20 protein-coding genes and 1 tRNA gene are annotated in these 20,071 nt (G+C 63.3%); 11 read left to right on the forward strand and 10 right to left on the reverse strand.

The window, feature by feature from the left end; translation table 11 throughout:
- Positions 1-41 precede the first annotated feature (41 nt).
- Positions 42-905, forward strand: coding sequence for an AraC family transcriptional regulator (locus KF827_RS02335; RefSeq protein WP_290999355.1), 864 nt, complete (start codon positions 42-44; stop codon positions 903-905).
- Here KF827_RS02335 and KF827_RS02340 read toward each other — a convergent pair.
- The 3 genes from KF827_RS02340 to KF827_RS02350 are packed head-to-tail and all read right to left on the reverse strand — an operon-like array spanning position 813 to position 2,939.
- Entirely contained in the window at positions 813-1,361 is a 549-nt protein-coding gene (locus KF827_RS02340; protein ID WP_290999357.1) for a GNAT family protein, read from the reverse strand. The two genes, KF827_RS02335 and KF827_RS02340, sit on opposite strands and share 93 nt — an antisense overlap.
- A gap of 4 nt (positions 1,362-1,365) precedes the next feature.
- Positions 1,366-2,178 carry an ABC transporter permease gene (locus KF827_RS02345; protein WP_290999359.1) on the reverse strand — a complete coding sequence of 271 codons (813 nt, stop codon included), beginning with the start codon at positions 2,176-2,178 and terminating at the stop codon, positions 1,366-1,368.
- Positions 2,175-2,939: an ABC transporter ATP-binding protein gene (locus KF827_RS02350; protein WP_290999361.1), complete on the reverse strand. Its 765-nt coding sequence runs from the start codon at positions 2,937-2,939 to the stop codon at positions 2,175-2,177. Before KF827_RS02350 ends, KF827_RS02345 begins: the two co-directional genes overlap by 4 nt.
- Before the next feature lie 161 nt (positions 2,940-3,100).
- Between KF827_RS02350 and KF827_RS02355 the strand changes: the two genes are divergently transcribed.
- Both KF827_RS02355 and KF827_RS02360 read left to right on the forward strand, forming a co-directional pair.
- Positions 3,101-3,176 (forward strand) — tRNA-Phe (locus KF827_RS02355).
- A gap of 133 nt (positions 3,177-3,309) precedes the next feature.
- The gene (locus tag KF827_RS02360; RefSeq protein WP_290999366.1) at positions 3,310-4,710 is read left to right on the forward strand and encodes an esterase-like activity of phytase family protein; all 1,401 of its coding nucleotides are present in this window, start codon (positions 3,310-3,312) and stop codon (positions 4,708-4,710) included.
- A gap of 62 nt (positions 4,711-4,772) precedes the next feature.
- Here KF827_RS02360 and KF827_RS02365 read toward each other — a convergent pair whose 3' ends face one another.
- Both KF827_RS02365 and KF827_RS02370 read right to left on the reverse strand, forming a co-directional pair.
- The gene (locus tag KF827_RS02365) at positions 4,773-5,477 is read right to left on the reverse strand and encodes a GDSL-type esterase/lipase family protein (RefSeq protein ID WP_290999370.1); all 705 of its coding nucleotides are present in this window, start codon (positions 5,475-5,477) and stop codon (positions 4,773-4,775) included.
- Positions 5,474-6,199 (reverse strand): helix-turn-helix domain-containing protein, encoded by a 726-nt coding sequence (locus KF827_RS02370; RefSeq protein WP_290999373.1) that lies wholly within the window; start codon positions 6,197-6,199, stop codon positions 5,474-5,476. The genes KF827_RS02365 and KF827_RS02370 overlap by 4 nt, the downstream gene beginning before the upstream one ends.
- 153 nt (positions 6,200-6,352) lie before the next feature.
- Here KF827_RS02370 and KF827_RS02375 point away from each other — a divergent pair, with 153 nt between their 5' ends.
- The 4 genes from KF827_RS02375 (at position 6,353) to KF827_RS02390 (ending at position 10,228) form a co-directional block, all read left to right on the forward strand.
- Entirely contained in the window at positions 6,353-7,405 is a 1,053-nt protein-coding gene (locus tag KF827_RS02375; RefSeq protein ID WP_290999376.1) for an extracellular solute-binding protein, read from the forward strand.
- Positions 7,406-7,466: 61 nt separating this feature from the next.
- The gene (locus KF827_RS02380; protein WP_290999379.1) at positions 7,467-8,303 is read left to right on the forward strand and encodes an ABC transporter permease; all 837 of its coding nucleotides are present in this window, start codon (positions 7,467-7,469) and stop codon (positions 8,301-8,303) included.
- A 28-nt stretch (positions 8,304-8,331) separates the two neighbouring features.
- The gene (locus KF827_RS02385) at positions 8,332-9,138 is read left to right on the forward strand and encodes an ABC transporter permease (RefSeq protein ID WP_290999382.1); all 807 of its coding nucleotides are present in this window, start codon (positions 8,332-8,334) and stop codon (positions 9,136-9,138) included.
- Positions 9,131-10,228 (forward strand): ABC transporter ATP-binding protein, encoded by a 1,098-nt coding sequence (locus KF827_RS02390; RefSeq protein ID WP_290999385.1) that lies wholly within the window; start codon positions 9,131-9,133, stop codon positions 10,226-10,228. The genes KF827_RS02385 and KF827_RS02390 overlap by 8 nt, the downstream gene beginning before the upstream one ends.
- Here KF827_RS02390 and KF827_RS02395 read toward each other — a convergent pair.
- Complete coding sequence (locus tag KF827_RS02395; RefSeq protein ID WP_290999388.1) at positions 10,225-10,539, reverse strand: hypothetical protein; 315 nt, start codon at positions 10,537-10,539, stop codon at positions 10,225-10,227. The two genes, KF827_RS02390 and KF827_RS02395, sit on opposite strands and share 4 nt — an antisense overlap.
- Positions 10,540-10,657: 118 nt before the next feature.
- Between KF827_RS02395 and KF827_RS02400 the strand changes: the two genes are divergently transcribed.
- Positions 10,658-11,884 carry an aminotransferase class I/II-fold pyridoxal phosphate-dependent enzyme gene (locus KF827_RS02400; RefSeq protein ID WP_290999391.1) on the forward strand — a complete coding sequence of 409 codons (1,227 nt, stop codon included), beginning with the start codon at positions 10,658-10,660 and terminating at the stop codon, positions 11,882-11,884.
- Between the two features lie 80 nt (positions 11,885-11,964).
- Positions 11,965-14,499, forward strand: coding sequence for a DNA translocase FtsK (locus KF827_RS02405; RefSeq protein ID WP_290999394.1), 2,535 nt, complete (start codon positions 11,965-11,967; stop codon positions 14,497-14,499).
- Between the two features lie 33 nt (positions 14,500-14,532).
- Here KF827_RS02405 and KF827_RS02410 read toward each other — a convergent pair whose 3' ends face one another.
- A complete protein-coding gene (locus tag KF827_RS02410) occupies positions 14,533-15,117 on the reverse strand; it encodes a TetR/AcrR family transcriptional regulator (RefSeq protein WP_290999397.1) in 585 nt (194 codons plus the stop codon).
- Between the two features lie 99 nt (positions 15,118-15,216).
- On the opposite strand from KF827_RS02410, the gene KF827_RS02415 reads away from it, so the two are divergent.
- A complete protein-coding gene (locus tag KF827_RS02415; RefSeq protein ID WP_290999400.1) occupies positions 15,217-16,419 on the forward strand; it encodes an acetyl-CoA C-acyltransferase in 1,203 nt (400 codons plus the stop codon).
- Here the strand turns inward: KF827_RS02415 and KF827_RS02420 are convergent.
- Positions 16,416-16,910: an RNA methyltransferase gene (locus KF827_RS02420; RefSeq protein WP_367273110.1), complete on the reverse strand. Its 495-nt coding sequence runs from the start codon at positions 16,908-16,910 to the stop codon at positions 16,416-16,418. The two genes, KF827_RS02415 and KF827_RS02420, sit on opposite strands and share 4 nt — an antisense overlap.
- Positions 16,911-16,999: 89 nt before the next feature.
- Between KF827_RS02420 and KF827_RS02425 the strand changes: the two genes are divergently transcribed.
- A complete protein-coding gene (locus tag KF827_RS02425; RefSeq protein ID WP_290999406.1) occupies positions 17,000-18,034 on the forward strand; it encodes an asparaginase in 1,035 nt (344 codons plus the stop codon).
- On the opposite strand, the gene KF827_RS02430 is transcribed toward KF827_RS02425, so the two are convergent.
- Entirely contained in the window at positions 18,031-18,816 is a 786-nt protein-coding gene (locus KF827_RS02430; RefSeq protein ID WP_290999409.1) for a hypothetical protein, read from the reverse strand. The two genes, KF827_RS02425 and KF827_RS02430, sit on opposite strands and share 4 nt — an antisense overlap.
- 7 nt (positions 18,817-18,823) lie before the next feature.
- The gene (locus KF827_RS02435; protein ID WP_290999414.1) at positions 18,824-20,005 is read right to left on the reverse strand and encodes a GTP-binding protein; all 1,182 of its coding nucleotides are present in this window, start codon (positions 20,003-20,005) and stop codon (positions 18,824-18,826) included.
- Between the last annotated feature and the right edge of the window lie 66 nt (positions 20,006-20,071).

Genomic DNA, 20,071 nt, shown 5'->3' on the forward strand with positions numbered 1-20,071 from the left:
ACCGCATTCCGCCGCTTGGGGAATATTGCTATTCTGCGGCCATGTCCCAAACCCTCGATAGACCGCGCCTGCCCAGCAAGCGTTCGCTTGCCGAAGGCGAAGGCTGGTCGGTGGCCGATATCCTGTGCCAGGCCGGGCCGGAGGATCGCCCGTTCGAGGAGCGGCATGGCGCGGTTTCGATTTCGGTGGTGGCCGCCGGCAGTTTCGACTACCGCACCGATAGCGGCCATGGCCTGATGCATCCCGGCAGTTTCCTGCTCGGCAATGCCGGCGCCTGTTTCCAATGCGGACATAGCCATGGCCGGGGCGACCGTTGCCTGGCTTTATCGTTTGCACCGGACGTGTTTGCCGAGATCGCTGCCAGCCATGCCGGCAGTGCGCGCTATCGTTTCAAGGCTGCCATGCTGCCCTCGCATCGCCGGTTGGGCCATGCGGTGTGGGGCCTGGAAAGCCTGCTGCATGGGCGCGATGCCATGCAGGCAGAGCAGCAGGTATTCGCCATCGCCGAGACCGTGCTGCGCCATATCGATGCGGGGGCGGAAAGCACGGTGGCGCCATCGGTGCAGGATCAGCGCCGCATCGGCCGCGCGCTGCGGCATATCGAGGCCGAGGCGCATCGCGCGCTGGACCTGACCGAACTGGCAAGCGTGGCGGCGATGAGCAAATATCATTTCCTGCGGCAATTCCGCCGTATCACCGGCGCCACGCCCTATGATTATCTGATCGGACTGCGTCTGCGCCGGGCGGCCGCGCGGCTGGCGGCGGAGCGCGCGCCGGTTGCCGCCATCGCCTATGACAGCGGCTTCGGCGACCTATCCACCTTCAACGGGGCTTTCCGCGCCGCCTATGGCCTGGCGCCCGGCGCTTTCCGCCGTCGCCATGGCGTCGCTCGCCAACCGGCCTAGCAGGATCACATCCCGCGCGCCATCCGGCCCGCGCCGATAGCCGCGCAGCCGGCCTTCCCAGGCCAGGCCGAGTACCTGCGCCAGACCCAAAGCCGCGTCGTTGCCCGGATCGATCCGCGCGCCGATGCGGTTGAGGCCGAAATCGCGAAAGCCGTAATCGATGATCCGCGCCATGGCATCGTGCATCCAGCCTTGCCGGCGCTGTGCGGGCAGGATGAAGCCATCCAGATTGGCGCGGGCATGGCGGGGATCGATCTCGCGCAGGCCAACCCAGCCGAAAGCCGGTAGGCGCAGGTTTTCGGCCAATTGCCAAAGCAGGGCGCGGCCCTGGGCGGCTTCCGCCAGCAGGGCTTCGGCCACGGCAGGCTCCAGTCCCAGCCTTACGGCATCGCGGCGGGTGAGGGGTTTAAGGAAAACTTTGGCGCCGCGCAGCAGCGGTGCGTCACCCGGCTGCATGTCGCTACTCGCCCTGGCCCAGCAACTGGCCGCGGCGCCGCGCGCTTTCAAACAACGCCATGAAAGCCAGGAAGCCCAATGCCATATACAGCGCGTTCAGCCCCAATGCGCCCAGCATCAGATCGGCGCGGAATGTGCCATCCACCAGCAGGGCGCGTACGCCCTCGAACACATAGGCCGGCGGGAAGCACCAGGCCACCATCTGCAGCCAGCCGGGCAGCACCGAAACCGGGTAATACACCGCGCTGATCGGCAGAAACAGAAAAGCCGCCGCCCAGGCGATATTCTCCGCGCCCAGGCCCTGGCGCATCACCAGGCCGCTGACGGCCAACCCGATCGCCCAGCCGAACATGGTCAGGCTGGCGAAGAACCCGGCCAGCGCCAGGCCCATGGAATAGATCGAAAAATCGAAGAACCACCAAGCCATCAGGCTGACCGGCACCATGCCCAGCAGCGTGCGGGTAACGCCCATCACCAGCAGCGAGGCGGCGAATTCGCTGGGCCGCAGCGGGCTGACGAACAGGTTGCCCAGATTGCGGCTCCACATTTCCTCCAGGAAGGAAATCGCCACGCTGAGCTGCACCCGGAACAGCGAATCCCACAGGATCATGCCGGCCAGCAACAGACCGAAGGCTTGCGCGATATAGCTGGTCTGCCCGGCCAGGAAGCGGCTGAGAAAGCCCCACATGATCATCTGCACGGCGGGCCAGTATACCAGATCGATCAGCCGCACCCAGGAGCCGGACAGCAAAAACCAGTGGCGCAGCAGCATGGCGCCCACGCGATTGAAGCTGAAGCCGAGGATATCCATGCTCATGCCGCACCGGCCTGCAAAGCGGCGGCCTTGCCGCGCCCGCGTGCGATATCCAGGAACACGTCTTCCAGGTCGTCGCGGCCATAGCGGGCCAGCAGATCCGCCGCGCTGCCGCGATCCACGATCTGGCCCTGCTTCATCATCAGCACCATATCGGCCAGGCGTTCCACCTCGGCCATGTTATGCGAGGCCAGCAGGATGGTGGCCTGGCGCTCGCGGCGATAGCTTTCCAGCAGGCCGCGCACCCAATCGGCGGTGTCGGGGTCCAGGGATGCTGTGGGCTCGTCCAGCAGCAGCAGGTCGGGCTTGTTGATCAGCGCCTTGGCCAGCGCCACGCGGGTTTTCTGTCCGGCTGAAAGCGCACCGGCCGGGCGCTCCAGCAGAGCTTCGAAGCCCAGCGCGGCGGCCAGTTCGGCGATCCGCTCGGCCGGTCGCGGCACGGCGTAGAGCTTGGCGAAAACCCGCAGATTCTGCCGCACGGTGAGGCGATGCGGCAAATCCACATAGGGCGAGGAGAAATTCATCCGGGGCAGCGCCTTGCCGCGCTCACGCAACATATCGGCGCCCAGCACGCTGATGCTGCCCGATGTGGGGGTCAGCAGGCCCAGCAACATGGCGATCGTGGTGGTTTTGCCTGCGCCGTTGCCGCCCAGCAGGGCCGTGATGCCGCCTTTCGGCACGGCAAAGTTCACCCCCGCCACGGCCGTCACCTGGCCATAGCGCTTCACCAGGTCGCGCACCTCTATGGCATTGATTTCACTCATATTGAGAGCATATCTGGGGGATTTCCCGGCGGACCGATTTTCTCGCCCCGATCATATGGACAGGTCGGGCGGATTTGTCTATAACCCCGCCGCGTCGCACTTCGTTCACAAAACGGTCGCGACCAGGCCCCGCCGGTCCTATCCCCGGGGCAGCATGGTGTGCCCAGGTAGCTCAGTTGGTAGAGCAGAGGACTGAAAATCCTCGTGTCGGCGGTTCAAATCCGTCCCTGGGCACCATTTTTTGCTAAAAATCTCCACTGCATAAAACCATCACGGTCTTTTCCGCGTTCTGTCACCCAGTCTGAACCCGGCTGTCACATCCGGCGCGTATCCCCTCGGGCCTTGTTAAACGAAACAGGGGATTCCCGAAATGAAGCCTGTCGCCGCAGCCTTGCTGTTTTCCACCGCGTTTTTCGCCGCCCTGCCTGTGATGGCGCAGGCGCAAGAGGCCAAGGCCTTCCGCGCCACCGTGGCCGGCCATGCCTTTCTGCCGGCGCAGACTTTCGTGCCCGCGCCGCAGGATGCGCCGGATTCGCTGAAGACCTCGGGCAAGTTCACCGGCGACATGCGCAACGACAAACTGGGCAGCGTGGAAGGCATTTCGGCTTTGTCCGACAAGGCGGCGCCGCGCAAGATCGGCATCAGCCTGCCGTTCCAGGGCCAGCCGGTGCAGGGTTTTTCCGGCATCCGCTCGCTGGGCAATGGCGAGTTCATCGTGGTGACCGATAACGGCTTCGGCAGCAAGGCCAATTCGCCCGACGCCATGCTGATGTTCCATCGCTTGAAGATCGACTGGGCCAGCGGCCAGGTGCAGCGCCAGCAGACCATCTTTCTGCATGACCCCGATAAGAAAGTGCCCTTCCTGATCGTGAATGAAGGCACCGACAAGCGGTATCTCACCGGCGCCGATTTCGATCTGGAATCGATTCAGCCGGTGGGCGACAGCCTGTGGTTCGGTGAGGAATTCGGCCCCTACCTGATCGAGGCCGACCGCAATGGCCGCGTGAAGCGCATCGTGGAAACCAAGGTGGATGGCAAGCCGATCCGTTCGCCCGATCATCCGGCCATGCGTATGCCGGGCGCGCCGGGTGCGGTGGCTTTCGAGGCGCGCCGCTCCAAGGGCTATGAGGGCATGGCCGTGAGCAAGGATGGCAAGTTGCTCTATCCCCTGCTGGAAGGCGCACTGTGGAATGCGGCGGCCAACGGCACCGAGAAGGGTGCGGATGGCAAGGAATATCTGCGCATCCTGGAATTCGATGTGCAGAAGGCCGAATGGACCGGCCGCTCGTGGAAATACCGCCTGGAGGTGAACGGCAATTCGATCGGCGATTTCAACATGATCGATAATGAGACCGCCATGATCATCGAGCGCGACGACACCGAAGGCAGCCCGGCGCAGGCCTGCAAGGCGGAGCCGAAGCCGGATTGCTTCAATCGGCCGGCCAAGTTCAAGCGCGTTTATAAGATCGACATGAGCAAGCCGGATGCCGATGGTTATGTGCGCAAGATCGGCTATATCGACTTGATGGACATGGCCGATCCGAACAAGAAGGCCCGCCAGGGCGGCGAGCCTGGCCAAGGCGCGCAGCAGGGTGAGCAGCGCCTGACCTTCCCGTTCTTCACTATCGAGAATGTGGATGTGGTGGATGCCACCCATATCATCGTGGGCAACGACAACAATCTGCCCTTCTCGTCTGGCCGCGCGCTGGGCAAGAGCGACGACAACGAGTTCGTGCTGCTTGAAGTGAAGGATTTCCTCGCGGCGAAGTAAGCGTTACCGCTTCGCCATGAGAAGAAGCCCGGATGGCTGTTATGCCGTCCGGGCTTTTTCGTTTATTGGAACCAGGCGCGCCAGGCTTCCCATGCGCCGATCATGCCGGCCACCTTGGCATAGCCAGGCGAAGCCGGATTGGAGCCATCGCCGGCCTGGGTGAGATCGGGCCAATCCGGATCGGCCAGCAGCGGCGTATGGATATCCAGGAAGGGGATGCCCAGTTCGGCGGCCACTTGCGCATAGCGCGCGTTGTATTCCGCCTGAATCGCATTGGAAAAGGTATATTGCGGCCCGCTGAGCAGCTTGGGATAGGGGCGCTGTTCGTTCATCGGAATCAGGCCGATCCAGATCGTGGGCAGCCAGGCTTTGGCCTCGCCGAGAATCTTGCGCGCATTGGCCGCTGATTCTTCCAGTGGCACTTCCGGCGTTTTGCCATCCAGCAGCTTTGCATCATTGCCGCCGAACATGAAAACCAGCTTGGCATTGGCGCTGGGCGGCAGGCGGGCTTCGCATTCGCCGCGCCAACGCTGGCCGATCAGCCGCGTGGTGCCGCCGCGTATGCCGAGATTATAAGCCGTCACGTCATGGCCCTGGCGCCATTGCTCGGCGCAAAGCCGGCCCACCCAGCCCAGCATGGTTTCATCGCCTGCGCCCACGGTGAAGGCATCGCCCAGGAAGGCAATGCGGCTCCAGGAGCGCCGGGCCGGTGCTGCTTGAAGGGGGGCGGCTTGAAGGGGGGCCGCTTCGGTATGCTTGCTGCTCATCGTTTCGGATTCCTCGGAAGGTGAAAACTGTCGCCGATTTCCTGCGCTATGGCGCGCGATGCGGTCTGTATCCGGCTTTTGATCTTGCCGCGCATCGCCGCCGGGGCGGCATTGTCGGGAAACGAAATCGAAAAGCCGATGCATTGGCCATTGCGGTCTTCGCGCAGAGCCGTGCCAATGGCGGTGATGCCGGGCACCGAGCGGCAGGGCACTTCGATAACCCTGTCCGCCATGAAGGCCTTGGCCTGCTTGCGCTGGGCCGGCCCGATCTCGGGCGAGCCCAGCAGATTGTGCCGCGCCATCAGCGCCACGCCGATCGCCATGTCGGATGGCGGATGATGCTCGCCCACTTCCAGCACATAACGCAGGCGATACCAGCCCTGGTGCTGGCGCAGGATCACAACCTCGTCGCCATCCAGCATGCCCGCAAAACCTGTGAATCCGAATTCTTCCACAAGGCTTGCGAGCGCCGCATCCACCTTATCCAGCAGGGAATTGCTGGCGGCATAAAGCCGGCTGAGTTCCAGCGCCAGTGGGCCGGGGCCGTAAATCGGCGCGTTTTCGTCGCGTTTCAGCAGGCCGCCTTCGTGCATGGTGCGCAAAAGCCGCGATACCGAGCTTTTCGCCAGGCCCAGCCGGCTGGCCACATCGGTCACTTTCAGGGTCGGCGTATCTGCCGAAAGGCAATGCAAAATCCGGATTGCACTCTCAAGATTGCTCATGATTGTCACTCGTCGGAGGATGCTAAAACCTGCCATGCCGGTTGCAGGCCTGCAACGGTGTTGTTCCACATGGAATAACATAGTTGACACATCTGGTACTCCCCACATAGCCTCTGCGTCAAGACCATGCCGCAAAACGAGGGGAATGCCGCCATGATCCTACAGTCCGAAATCCGTCCCGCGCGGAAGCGCGCCCGTTTCCTGCCAGCGCTCGCGATTGCCTTGGGCGCGCTGGGCCTGTTCGCGGCCCATGACGCGGCCGCGCAGAAAATCACTGTGGTGGCCTCCGGCGGCATCTGGCTGGAATCGGCCAAGCAGAATTTCGCCGCCTGCTACAAGGAGCGTACCGGCAGCGACCCCGATATCCTGGTGTTGAATTCCGGCGAAGTGATCAACCGCATCCGCGCCAACAAGGAAAACCCGTCGATCCATGTGGCCCTGCTCAGCGAGATCGATGCCATCCGCGCCGGCCGCGAAGGCCTGCTCGACAAGCTGGATGCCAGCAAGGCACCGAATCTGAAAGACGTGCCGGAAGTTTTCCGCAAGCAGTGGGACGACTACGCCACGATCCAGAATTTCGGCGCCATGATCGTCATGTACAACAAGGATAAGATCAAAGAGCCGCCGAAGGACTGGAAGACGCTGATCGACAACACGATTGCCGGCAAGTATGGCAATCGCGTGTCTTTTCCTGCCGTCACCATGGCCTGGGGGCCTCAGTTCACTTGGTTCCTCACCACGTTATACAATGGCAGCGAGGATGAAGTTTTCGCCAAGTACAAGGCGATGGCGCCCAACATTGCCAAGTATTGGGTGAATCCGGTGGATGCGATCAACATGTTCGCCACCAAGGAAGTGGATATCCTGGTTTACTGGGATGGCCGCGCCTATGATTTCGCCAAGCAGAATGCCTGGGCCGGCGCTTATATCCCCGATCCGGGCGCTTTCCAGTCGGCCGCCATGCTGGCCAAGGTGAAGAATGCGCCGGAAGCCTCCTGGCAGTATATCGATTGCGTGCTGTCGCCGAAGGCGCAGCTCGGCCATGCCTCGATGATCAAGTATCCGGTGGTGAATTCCAAGGTGGTGTATCCTGACGACCTGAAGGCCGTGCTCACCCCGCTGGAAAAAGTGCGGCAGCCGGAATTCCTGAAATTCATGGATAAGATCCCGGCCTGGATCGAGCGCTGGAACAAGGAAATCCAGTAAACCCTCCCAGTAAACCATCACTGCTGCAATCCAGGGCGAGGCGAGAGGCGTACAGGTCTGCATGATGCCGAACCGGTTTCGACTCTCCACCCTCGCCTTTCTGGCGCCAGCAGTGATCGGGCTGCTGGTGTTTTTCATCGGGCCATTGCTGCTGAATGTGGAAGTCAGCCTGCGCGAGCAGGGCGGCGGCCACGGTCTGGCGCAATATCTTCGCGCATTGGGCGATGCCTATTACGTAAAGGTCTGGCTGCAGACCATTGTGCTGGCCGCCTGCGTCACGTTTTTCACGCTGCTGTTCGGCTATCCCTTCGCCTTTGCCATCGCGCGCAGCCGTGGGCCGGTGAAGGGTTTTCTGATTTTCCTGATCGTAACGCCGCTGCTGATCAATGTTGTGGTGCGTACCTTCGGCTGGATGGTGGTGCTGGGCCGCAGTGGATTGATCAATGGCACTTTGCGCGCGTTCGATCTCCCCACCATCAATATGCTGGGTGGCTGGTTTGCCATCGGCATCACGCTGGTGCATGTGATGCTGCCTTTCATGGTGCTGTCCATCGCCAGTGCGCTGGAAGGCATCGATCAGGCGCTGGAACAGGCCGCGCTTACGCTGGGCGCAAAACCGGCTGCGGCTTTCCGCTATATCATCTGGCCGCTCAGCCTGGATGGCGTTATCACCGGCACCTTGCTGGTTTTCTCGCTTTCCATCGGCAGTTTCGTCACCGTGATGCTGATGGGCAACAACCGCACCATGGTATTGCCGGTGATGGTGTATCAACAGCTCAACCTGAGTTCGGATTGGCCCTTTGCCGCCGCGCTCGGCATGGTGCTGCTGGTCACTGTGTTGGTGATTTCCGGCATTCAGCTTGCCATCGGGCGTCGCTTGCGGCGAGGTCAGGCATGAGCGGGCCCGGCATGAACGGGATGGCATCATGAATCGCTGGCTGAAAGCCTATATCGCGCTGGCAGCGGTGTTTCTGTTGCTGCCGATGGCCCTGGTGGTGGTGGTGTCGCTGTCCTCGGCGCAATTCGTGATATTCCCGCCGCCGGGTTTCAGCCTGAAATGGTTTGCGCGCGTGCTGCAGGATACCAGTTTCATGCGGCCGCTATGGAACAGCATCCAGCTTGGCCTGCTATCCACCATTATGGCCGCCATGCTGGCTGTGCCGGCCGCCATCGTGCTGGTGCGCCGCCGCCCGCCCGGTGCCGAAGCGATCCAGACCTTTCTGCTTTCGCCGTTGGCGCTGCCCTCCTTGGTGCTGGCCATCGCATTGCTGTTTTTCCTCAGCAGCATCGGTCTGGGCAACACCTATATCGGCCTGCTCATCGGCCATGTGGTTATCGTGCTGCCCTATCTGCTGCGCACTGTGCTGGCGGTGTATTCGGCTTCCGATCCGCGTATCGAGGAGGCCGCCTATACCCTGGGCGCCAATCCCTGGCGGGCCTTCTGGCGTGTGACCTTGCCGGCGATCCGCCCCGGTTTGTTTGCCGGCGGCATGTTCGCCTTCCTGATTTCGTTCGATGAGGTGGCGGTGGCGCTGATGCTGTCCAATGCCTCGAACATGACTCTGCCGGTTTCGATCCTGGGCTACCTGGTCAACAATTACGATCCGGCGGTGGCGGCGATTTCGGTGATCAAGATGGCCATCGTGGTGGTGGTGCTGATTGCGGTGGAAAAATTCTATGGTCTCGGCAGCCTCACCCTGCCGCAGCGCGGAGGTACGGCAAGTCATGGCTGAAGCGGCAAGCGGCCTCGAAGCTATCCAGGTATCGAAGCGTTTCGGCGCCACCCAGGCATTGGGCGGCGTATCGCTGTCGATTCAGGCCGGCGAGTTCATGGCGCTGTTGGGGCCATCCGGCTGCGGCAAGACAACGCTGCTGCGCTGCATCGCCGGATTGATCGATCCCGATGGCGGCGATATCAGGCTGGGCGGCCGCGCGCTGAAAGGCGTGCAGCCTTGGCACCGCGATATCGGCGTGGTGTTTCAGAATTATGCGCTGTTTCCGCATATGAATGTGGCCGAGAATGTGGCTTTCGGCCTGAAGATGCGGCGCATGAAGCCGGCCGAGATCAAGGCCAAAGTCGAACGTGCGTTGGCGCTGGTGCGGATGGAAAGTTTTGCGGCGCGGTTTCCCTCGCAGCTTTCCGGCGGCCAGCAGCAGCGCGTGGCGCTGGCGCGCGCCATTGCCATCGAACCTGTGCTGCTGTTGCTTGACGAACCGATGGCGGCGCTGGATGCCAAGTTGCGCGGCGCCATGCAGCTCGAAGTGCGCGAATTGCAATCCCGCCTCGGCATCACCACCGTGCTGGTTACCCATGATCAGGACGAAGCGATGACCATGTCTGATCGCATCGCCATCATGAGCGAGGGGCGTATCGAGCAGGTGGCGGCGCCGGCCGAGCTTTATCTGAAACCTGCCAACCGCTTCGTGGCGGATTTCATCGGCCGATCCAATCAGATCGTCGGTAATATCGTTGCCGCCGCCGATGGCAGCCTGGCCTTGCAGCCCGATGCCGATGCCGCCTTGCGCCTGCCGGTGCCGTCGACGGCACCGCGCCAGGGCCGCGTGCTGCTGATGGTGCGGCCTGAAGCGATAGAGATTCTCCCGGGAGCCGTAGGCGTGCCGGCCGGCATGGTGGGTGTGCAGGCGATTGCCGCCGACCGCATCATGACCGGCGACCGTATCTCGCTATATTGCCAGCTGGGCGGCTTGTCGCTTTACGGCACGCTGCCAAGCCAGGCCGAAAAACTCGCAGCCTTGCCCGAGAAGGGCGCACCCGTCACCCTGGCCTGGCGCGAAAGCGATGCCATGGTGTTCGCTGCCTAAGGCCTGAGCTGCTTCAGCGCGGCATGCAGGCTGTCGTCCTGCACTTGCGGCAATAGATTGCCCAGCATTTCATGGAAGGCTGCGGTATCGGGGGCGGCCTGCACATGCAAATCCGGACACAGCGCCTGCAAGGCCTGTCGCCTGGCATCGTCGGGCGCGAGGCGCAGCAAGCCGGCCAGGGCGGTTTGCACTGCCTCCGGGCTCAGCCAGCCCATATAGGCCGGGTCGGCGCCCGCCGCCGATAGTTCGCCCAGCGCGCAGGCCGGCGAGGCGAATGTGTGCGGCATTTTCTCCGGCAGCTTCTGGGTCATGCAGCCAGATTAGCACGATTCGGCTGGCTTGCAGGGCGACTCGGGCGGGGCTAGGCTGGGGCCGTTCGGCCGGGGCGGCCGATTCGGGCTCAAAAATTCCTCTAACTTGTTGATTATCATGCTGAACAATCGTCTGGCGGCGCTCTCCGATTATCCCTTCCAGCGCCTGCGCGCATTGCTGGATAGCCAGCCCACCAGCCATGGCCTATCGACCATAAACATGTCGATCGGGGAGCCCCAGCATGCCATGCCGGATTTCGTGGCGCCGGTGCTGGCCCGCGATCCCGGCATGCTCGGCCGCTATCCCACGGTGAACGGCACGCCGGATTTCCGCTTGGCTTGCGCCGAATGGCTGAACCGGCGCTATGATCTGCCCGAAGGCCTGATCGATCCCGAGCGCCAGATCGTGGCGCTGAACGGCACGCGCGAAGGGCTTTACATGCTGGCCCAGGCTGTGGTGCCGGAAGTGAAAGGCCCGCGCGACGAGAAGCCGCTGGTGCTGATGCCCAACCCGTTTTACCAAACCTATGTGGGCGCAGCGGTGGCCTGTGGTGCCGAGCCGTATTTCGTGCCGGCCAGTGCCGAGAATGGCTTCCTGCCGGATTTCGCCAGTCTGCCCGAAGATGTGTTGGCGCGCACGGCGCTGGTCTATCTCTGCTCGCCGGCCAATCCGCAGGGTACGGTGGCCAGCCTGGATTACATGCAGCGCCTGCTGGAGCTTGCGGCGCAATACGATTTCATCGTCGCCTTCGACGAATGCTATGCCGAGATTTACGATAGCGCAAAGCCGCCCGGCGGCCTGCAGGCGGCTTTGCGCCTTGCCGGCGGGCGCATCGGCGATGATGTGCTGCGCCATTGCGTGGTGTTTCATTCGCTGTCCAAGCGCTCTTCGGTGCCGGGTCTGCGTTCCGGCTTCTGCGCCGGAGGCGTCGAAGCGATGCAGCTTTTCATCAAGCTGCGGCAATATGGCTGCGCCGGTTTGATGATGTCGGTGGCCGAGGCCTCGGCGGCGCTCTGGCGCGAGGAAAGCCATGTCGAGGCCAATCGCGCCCTGTATCGCGCCAAATTCGATCTTGCGCAGAATGCCCTGGGCAACCGCTTCGGTTTCTACCGCCCGGCCGGCGGCTTCTATCTTTGGCTCGATATGGGCGACAGCGAGGCGGCGGCGCTGAAAGTGTGGCGCGAGGCCGGCTTACGCACCCTGCCGGGCGCCTATCTGGTGCGCGATCTGGGCGATGGTCGTTCGGCCGCCGCGGGCAAACCCTATTTGCGCATGGCTCTGGTCTCCGATTTGGAGACCACCCGGGAGGCGCTTCAACGCTTCGGTAACGTTTTCGCGGGTTAATAGACCGGCTGGCTGGGGGATTCGGCCAGGATTCGGTGCTTTAGTGCAGTTTTCAGCGGATTTTATGGTTAATAAACAAGATGGCTAAACGCATGCGCGGCAAATCGGCGAAAAAGACGCGTTTTCTCCCGCAGGGTTTCGACCAATTCCTGCGCGATCGGGCACGCGAAGGCATCGGCGTTTTGCTGCTGGGCATGGGTTTTCTTCTCAGCCTGGCCTTGGCCACCTATCATCCCGCCGACCCGAACCTGAATCATGCCACCAACAGCCCGGCGCTGAACTGGCTCGGCCTGCCCGGCGCGTACCTGTCGGATGTGCTGATCCAGACCCTGGGCTATGCCTCGTGGATTCTGGTGCTGCTGCTGGCCGCCTGGGGCTTTCGCATGGCCTCGCAGCGCGGGCTGCCGCGCTGGTGGCTGAATGTGGCCCTGGTGCCGCTGGCTACATTGCTGATCGCCTGCTTCGCCGCCGCTCTGCCGCTGCCCAATCATTGGGATCTGCGCGTGGGCCTGGGCGGCATTCTGGGCGACTGGATCATGTATCGCCAGATGGTGCCGCTGGCTGTCGAGGCCGGTCTGCCGATTTCCGCCGTATTGCCGGGAGCGTTGTCGCTGATCGCCGGCGTGGTGTGCTTCTATTATGCCTCCGGCCTTTCCCTGGGCGAAGTGCGCGGCTTCGGCGCCGGCCTGGGCTTTGGTGCGGCTGCTACAGCCGGGTTGACGGCGCAGGGGATTTATCAGGGCGGACGTGCGGTGGCCCGCGCGGGTGCCGAGGCGCCTGGCTTCTTCGCTCGCCTGCGCGATGTGTTCCGCCGCGGCCGCGATGAGGATGAGGAAGAAATCGCCGAGATCACCAGCCGCGCCGAACCTAAGCTGACGGGTTCCAAGCTGGCCACCGGCAAGGCTTTGCCGCAGCCCGAGATCGACGATGAAGATGATTACGCAGACGACGAGGATCTCGAAGACGAGATGACGCCGCTGCCTGCCGCACGCAAGCTGGACGAGGGCAGCCGCGTAGAGCGCCCGAATACCCGCCCGCGCACCGGCAAGCGCGCGGCCGCCGAAGCGCAGGTTTCGATGAAGCTGGGCGAGCCGACGGATTTCGAATTGCCCGAGCTTGGTCTGCTCAAGCCGCCGCCGGCCGATTCCGGCCGCGAGAAGATCAACGAGGATGCGCTGGAGCAGAATGCGCGGATGCTGGAATCCGTGCTCAGCGAATTCGGCGTGCAGGGCGAGATCGTGAAAGTGCGTCCCGGCCCGGTGGTGACGCTGTATGAATTGGAGCCCGCGCCGGGCACCAAATCCAGCCGCGTGATCGGCCTGGCCGACGATATCGCCCGCTCGATGAGCGCGCTCTCTGCCCGCGTGGCGGTGATCCCTGGCCGCAATGCCATCGGCATCGAATTGCCCAATGCCAAGCGCGAAACGGTTTACCTGCGCGAATTGCTGGCCTCGGCGGAATTCGAGGCATCGTCCAACAAGCTGGCGCTGGCGCTCGGCAAGGATATCGGCGGCGGTGCCATCATCGCCGATCTGGCGCGCATGCCGCATTTGCTGGTGGCCGGCACCACCGGCTCGGGCAAATCGGTGGCGATCAACACCATGATCCTGTCGCTGCTCTATCGCCTGACGCCGGATCAATGCCGCTTCATCATGGTCGATCCCAAGATGCTGGAATTGTCGGTCTATGACGGCATTCCGCATCTGCTGGCCCCGGTGGTGACCGAACCCGGCAAGGCCGTGGTGGCGCTGAAATGGACCGTGCGCGAGATGGAGGACCGCTATCGCAAGATGTCGGAACTCGGCGTGCGCAATATCGCCTCCTACAACGAACGTCTGGCCCAGGCGCGTGGCAAGGGCGAAACCTTGGGCCGCACGGTGCAGACCGGCTTCGATCCGGAAACCGGCAAGCCGATCTTCGAGGAACGGCCGTTGGATCTGAATCCGCTGCCCTTCATCGTGGTGATCGTAGACGAGTTGGCCGATCTGATGCTGGTGGCCGGCAAGGATATCGAAGCCGCCATCCAGCGCCTGGCGCAGATGGCGCGTGCCGCCGGCATCCATCTGATCATGGCCACGCAGCGCCCGTCGGTGGACGTGATCACCGGCACCATCAAGGCCAACTTCCCCACCCGCATCAGCTTCCAGGTGACATCGAAGATCGACAGCCGCACCATTCTGGGCGAACAGGGCGCCGAGCAGTTGCTGGGCATGGGCGATATGTTGTTCATGCCGGGCGCTGGCCGTATCCAGCGTGTGCATGGGCCGTTCGTGAGCGATGAGGAAGTCGAGCGCGTGGTGAAGGTGCTGAAGGATCAGGCCGAGCCGGTCTATGTCGAGGCGGTCACTGCCGATGCGGAAAGCAAGTTCGGCCTGCCGGGCATGGGCGGCGATGGCGAGGGCGGCGACGAGGCCGACCAGCTTTACGATCAGGCCGTGGCCCTGGTCTGCCGCGAACGCAAGGCTTCCACCAGTTTCATCCAGCGCCATCTGCAGATCGGCTATAACCGCGCCGCCCGCATCATGGAACGCATGGAAAAGGAAGGCGTGGTCGGCGCCGCCAACCATGTCGGCAAGCGCGAAGTGCTGGCCCGCGATATCGAGGCGGCGGAGTAATCTCCGCCGGCCTCACTCTTCTCTAAAAAACAATCAGCCTTCCGCCAGCCTGAGTGCGGCCAGCTTCGCATTCTGCAAGGCGCGCTGGGATTCCGCCGCATCGTGTTTCAGCGCGCGGGCCAGGAGCAGGCCGCCCACCAGCACGGATAATACGGCCTGCGCGCGGTCTTCCTGCTGGCGGCGGCTGGCTGCCTGCACATGTTCGGTGAACAGCGCCAGCAGCTTTGCGATGCCGTCTTCATAGGCGGCCTGGATGACGCCGCCGGCGCGTTGCACTTCCATGCCGATGCTGGCCATCACGCAGCCATGTTGCGGCTGGTCGCGGTGTGCCTCGCTTAAGTAAGTATCGATCAGGGCTTCCAGGCCCTTGCCTGGCGGTGCCTTCGCGGTGATCGCCGCCAGGCGCGCCCGCATATGGGCGAAGCCGGCTTCCACGGCTGCCGCAGCCAGGTCTTCCTTGGATGCGAAATGCCGGTAAAAGCCGCCATGGGTGAGGCCGGCTTCGGCCATCACCTCGGCCACACCGGTTTCGGCCAGGCCCTTGCCGCGGATCATCCGGCCGGCGGTTTTGACGATCTGGCGGCGGGTTTCCGCCTTTTCTTCCGATGAGCGACGCATGGCAGCCTTTTAGCACGGAATAGAGCTTGACGTTTAGATGATATATATCATCTAAATTACCAGAGACCTGCCACTGAGGCCTGTAGAAGGAACAAAGCCATGTCCGAGATCGCTGTCGCAGCCCATGATCCTATCGTGATCGCCTCCGCCATCCGCACGCCGCTCGGCCGTTTCGGCGGCGCGCTGGCCAGCGTGCCGGGCAACGAACTCGGCGCTGTCGTGATCAAGGAAGCCTTGGCGCGTGCCGGCGTGGCGGGCGCGCAGGTGGATGAAGTGCTGATGGGCTGCGTGTTGCCGGCCGGCCAGGGCCAGGCTCCGGCACGCCAGGCGGCGCGCAAGGCCGGGCTTCCCGATCATGTGGGCGCCGTGACGGTGAACAAGGTTTGCGGTTCCGGTATGCGCGCCACCATGCTGGCGCATGACATGCTGCGGGCCGGTTCGGCGCGCATCATGGTGGCGGGCGGCATGGAGAGCATGTCGGGTGCGCCGTATCTGCTGCCGCAGATGCGTTTCGGCCATAAGGCCGGCCATGCCAAGGTGCTGGATCATATGATGTTGGATGGCTTGGAAGATGCCTATGAACGCGACCGCGCCATGGGCACATTCGGCGAGCAATGCGCCGAGAAATACGGCTTCACCCGCGCCGAACAGGATGCCTATGCCATCGAAACCCTGATGCGTGCGCGCAAGGCGATTGAAAGCGGCTGGTTCGATGCCGAAACCATCGCCGTCGCGCCGCAGGCCAAGGGCGCCGAGCCGCTGGCCCGCGATGAGAATCCGCACAAGGTGAATCCGGACAAGATTCCGACCCTGAAGGCCGCCTTCAAGCAGAATGGCACCATCACGCCGGCCAGTTCATCGGCCAATGCCGATGGCGCGGCGGCGCTCGTGTTGACCCGCCTTTCCACCGCGCAGGAAAACGGCCTGCCGGTGGTGGCAACCATTCTGGGCCATGCCGTGCATGCCCAGGCGCCGGATTGGTTCACCACGGCGCCGATCCCCGCCATCCGCAAGCTGCTGGATAAAGTGGGCTGGAGCATCAACGATGTGGATCTGTTCGAGATCAACGAGGCCTTTGCCGCCGTGCCGATGGCGGCGATGCGCGACCTCAATATCGGGCATGACCGCCTCAATATCTTCGGCGGCGCCTGCGCTCTGGGCCATCCGATCGGCGCCACCGGCGCGCGCATCATCGTCACCCTGCTGAATGCGCTCAAGCATAGCGGCGGCAAGCGCGGCATCGCCTCGCTGTGCATCGGCGGCGGCGAAGCCACCGCGATTGCCGTGGAGCGGGTGGATTAAGACTTCACGACCCGCTTGGCAGCCCGGCCGCCGGTATCCACCAGCGGCTGCGCCTTGCCCAACGGCGAAAGCGGGCGCTCGGCGAATTTGCCGAGCGTGATCAGCCGGTCATACATCACGATGGCGCCGGCCACGCCCACATTCACGCAGAAGCTGGTGGGGATTTTGATCACATGGTCGCAGCGCGCCACCAGTTCCGGGCTGAGCGAGCCTTGCTCGGGCCCCAGCACATAAGCGGCGTGCAGCGGATGGCGGAAGCTGGGCAGTTCCACTGCCGTGTCGATCAGTTCCACCCCCACCAGCTTGCAGCCCTGCGGCAGCGTGAGGCTGGCGGCGGAATCGAACACATACCAGGGCAGGGCTTCCGGCGTGCGGCTGGTATCGGAACGCGCGGCTGTCACCGAATAGGTGGCGTCGATGGTGAAAACGAAGCTGGCGCCGAAGGCATGCGCGGTGCGGAAGAGGGTGCCGGCATTCATCGGCTTGCTCATCCGCTCGGTCCCGATTCCGAAAAAACCACGCATCGCCAATCCGCCTCGTTCTCGTGTATAAGGCTCCCGAACTGATGGGAGAGAAAGTCATGTCCGGCCTGTTCGGTCCATTACCGGTGCCCGGGTCTGCGCCCTTTATTGTCGAGGTTCGGCGCGGCGCGCAAGTGGAAAGCCGCCATGCCGTGGTGGCTATCGTGGTGGATGGCGATGGCAAACGGGTGGCCGCCTGGGGCGATGCCGATGCCAGCTATTTCCCGCGCTCCTCCAACAAAGCCTTGCAAGCGTTACCATTGCTGGAAACCGGCGCCGCCGATGCGGCCGGGCTCAGCCAGGCTGAAATCGCTCTGGCCGGGGCTTCCCATGGCGGCGAGAGCGGCCATACCGAAGCGGTGGCGGCCTGGTTGAAGCGGATCGGCGTGGCGCCGGAGCAACTCGAATGCGGTGCGCATTGGCCTTATAACGAGGATAGCGCCCGCGCGCTGGCCCGTGCCGGCCAGCTTCCCAGCAACCTGCATAACAATTGTTCCGGCAAACATGCCGGCATGGTCACCCTGGCGCGCCATCTGGGTGTGCCGTTGGAGGGGTATGTGAAGCCCGATCATCCGGTGCAGCGCGCCGTTACGGCCGCGATCGAGGATGTTTGCGGCCATCGCTTCGCGCCCGATGAAATCGGTGTGGATGGCTGTTCGATGCCCACCATGGCAATGCCGCTTTACAACCTGGCCCATGGCTTTGCCAAATGCATCACCGGCAATGGTCTGGCGCCGGAACGTGCCAAGGCTGCCAAACGGTTTGCCCAGGCGGTGATCGCCGAGCCGTTCTTCATTGCCGGCAATGGCCGTTTCTGCACGCTGGCCATGCAGGCAGGGCGCGGGCGGTTCATCGTAAAGACCGGAGCGGAGGGTGTGTATACGGCCGCCAGTGCCGAGCTTGGCGTGGGTATCGCGCTGAAGGCGTTGGATGGCACCACGCGTGCGGCGCAAACCGCCATCGGTGCGGTGTTGGATCATCTGGGGTTGTTGGATGATGCGGCGCGCGAAATGCTGCAGCCGATGGTGCAGCCGGTGATGAGCAATTGGCGCGGTATCCGCGTCGGCGATATCGGTCTGGCGCCGGTTGCTTAATTCAGCGCCGCGTTCAATGCGGCTTCGGCGGCCAGCGCCTGGCGGATATCGCGGCCGGCCTTGGCGGCGAAGGGTTTGGCCAGCCGGATAACCCAGCCGATGCGGCGATGCAGGCGCAGTAATTCTGCGCGGGTTTCGGCATTGGCAGCCTGCACCAATTGTCTGGCTAGTGGCACAAGCAGAGGTGAGGCCGCATTGCGGTCATAACGCGTGAGGGAATAGAGAAACAGCAGCAGGTCGCGGGCTTGCCGTTGTGCTTGCGTCATGCCGGGCAGGTCGTGATCCTCCAGGTCCAGCAGGCCCGGCTTGCCGTCGGTCCAACTGAAGTTGCGGATTTGCGCGCCGCCATGCCAATGTCCGCCGGCATGCAGGCGGCTCAGCAGATCGGCACAGGCTTCGATCAAGCCGCGGCGCTGTGCCGGATCGTTTTCGCGGCCCAAAAGGCTCTCCACTGATTGGCCGGCATCGCCCAGCAGCAACCACGCATCGGTCAGCGCCAGCACCGGCGGTACCGGCCAACCATCGGCGGCCAGCTTTTGCAGGGCTTCGGCCTCGGCACGTAAGCCGGCTTGGCCGGCACTTTGCCGCGCGGGTTTCAGCATGGCCAGGCCGGTGAGCAGGGCGAGGCCGCGTTGCATCAGCACCGACGAGCGCAGGCGCGGCAAACCAGGCCGTTTCACCCAAAGCCTGCGGCCGTCATGTTCCAGTGAAAACACCCGCTCGCGGGCTGTGGCGCCCAGGCTGCGGATGGCCGCCTGCAATGCGGCGGAAGGCTGGTTCATGGCGCGATCAGGATGCCGCTTGCTGGGGCGCGGGGGTGGATTCCTTCAGCGCGACCAGGGTGTTTTCGATTATCGCACGATCCAGGTCGCGGGTGATGAACACGATGCGGCTGCGGTGATCGGCATCCGGCCAGGCCGGAATGGTGGCCGGCGGATGAAACAGATGCTGCACGCCATGCACCACCACCGGGCGGTCCACGCCCTGCACATTCATCAGCCCTTTCACGCGCAACAGATTGTCGCCGCGATAAGCCGCCAGCATGTCCAGCCAGGTGGCCAGGATATTCCATTCGAAAGGTTCGTCGAAGGTGATGCAGAACGAACTGATGGAATTGTCGTGGCGGTTCACATCCAGCTTGCCATCCGGGGTGAGGGGATGGCCATGCGAGTCATGCCCGTGATGCTCATGCCCATGATCATGATGCCCGTGATCATGGTGATCGTGGTGATGATGATCGTGGTCATGGTCATGGTCATGGTGATGATGGTCATGGTCATGGCCGCCATAGGCCTCGGCGCGCAGCCAGTTCTGCGCATTGAAGCTTTTGGTGGTGGGGTCGTACAGGCCGGCATTGAACAGCGGCCCGGGCTCTATCTCGCCCAATACAGCCGGCAGGATCGGCGCGGCGGGATTGAGATGGCGCAAGCGATGCTTCAATTCAGCCGTTACGGCCGGGGCGGCCAGATCGGTCTTGCTCAGCACGATACGGTCGGCCATGGCAGCCTGCTTCACGGCTTCGGCATGATTGTCCAGCGTGCTGCTGCCATTCACCGCATCCACCAGGGTGATCACGCTTTCCAGCCGGAAACGTTCGGATACCACCGGGTCGGTCATCAATGTGTGCAGCACCGGGGCGGGATCGGCCAGGCCGGTGGTTTCGATCACCACGCGCTTGAACGGTTTCACCTCGCCGCGCTCGCGCTTGCCCATCAATTCACGCAGGGTGTTCACCAGGTCGCCGCGCACGGTGCAGCACAGGCAGCCCGAGGCGAGCAGAACGGTATCTTCGCTGCTGGAAGCGATCAGCGCATGATCCAGGCCGATCTCTCCGAATTCGTTCACGATCACGGCGGTTTCGCCCATATCGGGATGCCGCAGCAGGCGGTTGAGCAAGGTGCTTTTGCCAGCGCCGAGAAAGCCGGTGATCACAGAGACCGGAACGCGCAGATCGACAACCTGATTGCTCATGGCGAAAACCCCTTTTGTTGAGGTCTTATTTCGGCAATGTGGGGCGGAAAGTCCAGCCCTCCCGGC

Source organism: Ferrovibrio sp. (genome assembly GCF_019636075.1).
GTDB lineage: Bacteria > Pseudomonadota > Alphaproteobacteria > Ferrovibrionales > Ferrovibrionaceae > Ferrovibrio.

Coding starts and splice junctions, on each gene's coding strand:
- KF827_RS02335 (WP_290999355.1), top strand. CDS start 42: ATGTCCCAAACCCTCGATAGACCGCGCCTGCCCAGCAAGCGTTCGCTT.
- KF827_RS02340 (WP_290999357.1), bottom strand. CDS start 1,361: ATGCAGCCGGGTGACGCACCGCTGCTGCGCGGCGCCAAAGTTTTCCTT.
- KF827_RS02345 (WP_290999359.1), bottom strand. CDS start 2,178: ATGAGCATGGATATCCTCGGCTTCAGCTTCAATCGCGTGGGCGCCATG.
- KF827_RS02350 (WP_290999361.1), bottom strand. CDS start 2,939: ATGAGTGAAATCAATGCCATAGAGGTGCGCGACCTGGTGAAGCGCTAT.
- KF827_RS02360 (WP_290999366.1), top strand. CDS start 3,310: ATGAAGCCTGTCGCCGCAGCCTTGCTGTTTTCCACCGCGTTTTTCGCC.
- KF827_RS02365 (WP_290999370.1), bottom strand. CDS start 5,477: ATGAGCAGCAAGCATACCGAAGCGGCCCCCCTTCAAGCCGCCCCCCTT.
- KF827_RS02370 (WP_290999373.1), bottom strand. CDS start 6,199: ATGAGCAATCTTGAGAGTGCAATCCGGATTTTGCATTGCCTTTCGGCA.
- KF827_RS02375 (WP_290999376.1), top strand. CDS start 6,353: ATGATCCTACAGTCCGAAATCCGTCCCGCGCGGAAGCGCGCCCGTTTC.
- KF827_RS02380 (WP_290999379.1), top strand. CDS start 7,467: ATGATGCCGAACCGGTTTCGACTCTCCACCCTCGCCTTTCTGGCGCCA.
- KF827_RS02385 (WP_290999382.1), top strand. CDS start 8,332: ATGAATCGCTGGCTGAAAGCCTATATCGCGCTGGCAGCGGTGTTTCTG.
- KF827_RS02390 (WP_290999385.1), top strand. CDS start 9,131: ATGGCTGAAGCGGCAAGCGGCCTCGAAGCTATCCAGGTATCGAAGCGT.
- KF827_RS02395 (WP_290999388.1), bottom strand. CDS start 10,539: ATGACCCAGAAGCTGCCGGAGAAAATGCCGCACACATTCGCCTCGCCG.
- KF827_RS02400 (WP_290999391.1), top strand. CDS start 10,658: ATGCTGAACAATCGTCTGGCGGCGCTCTCCGATTATCCCTTCCAGCGC.
- KF827_RS02405 (WP_290999394.1), top strand. CDS start 11,965: ATGGCTAAACGCATGCGCGGCAAATCGGCGAAAAAGACGCGTTTTCTC.
- KF827_RS02410 (WP_290999397.1), bottom strand. CDS start 15,117: ATGCGTCGCTCATCGGAAGAAAAGGCGGAAACCCGCCGCCAGATCGTC.
- KF827_RS02415 (WP_290999400.1), top strand. CDS start 15,217: ATGTCCGAGATCGCTGTCGCAGCCCATGATCCTATCGTGATCGCCTCC.
- KF827_RS02420 (WP_367273110.1), bottom strand. CDS start 16,910: ATGAGCAAGCCGATGAATGCCGGCACCCTCTTCCGCACCGCGCATGCC.
- KF827_RS02425 (WP_290999406.1), top strand. CDS start 17,000: ATGTCCGGCCTGTTCGGTCCATTACCGGTGCCCGGGTCTGCGCCCTTT.
- KF827_RS02430 (WP_290999409.1), bottom strand. CDS start 18,816: ATGAACCAGCCTTCCGCCGCATTGCAGGCGGCCATCCGCAGCCTGGGC.
- KF827_RS02435 (WP_290999414.1), bottom strand. CDS start 20,005: ATGAGCAATCAGGTTGTCGATCTGCGCGTTCCGGTCTCTGTGATCACC.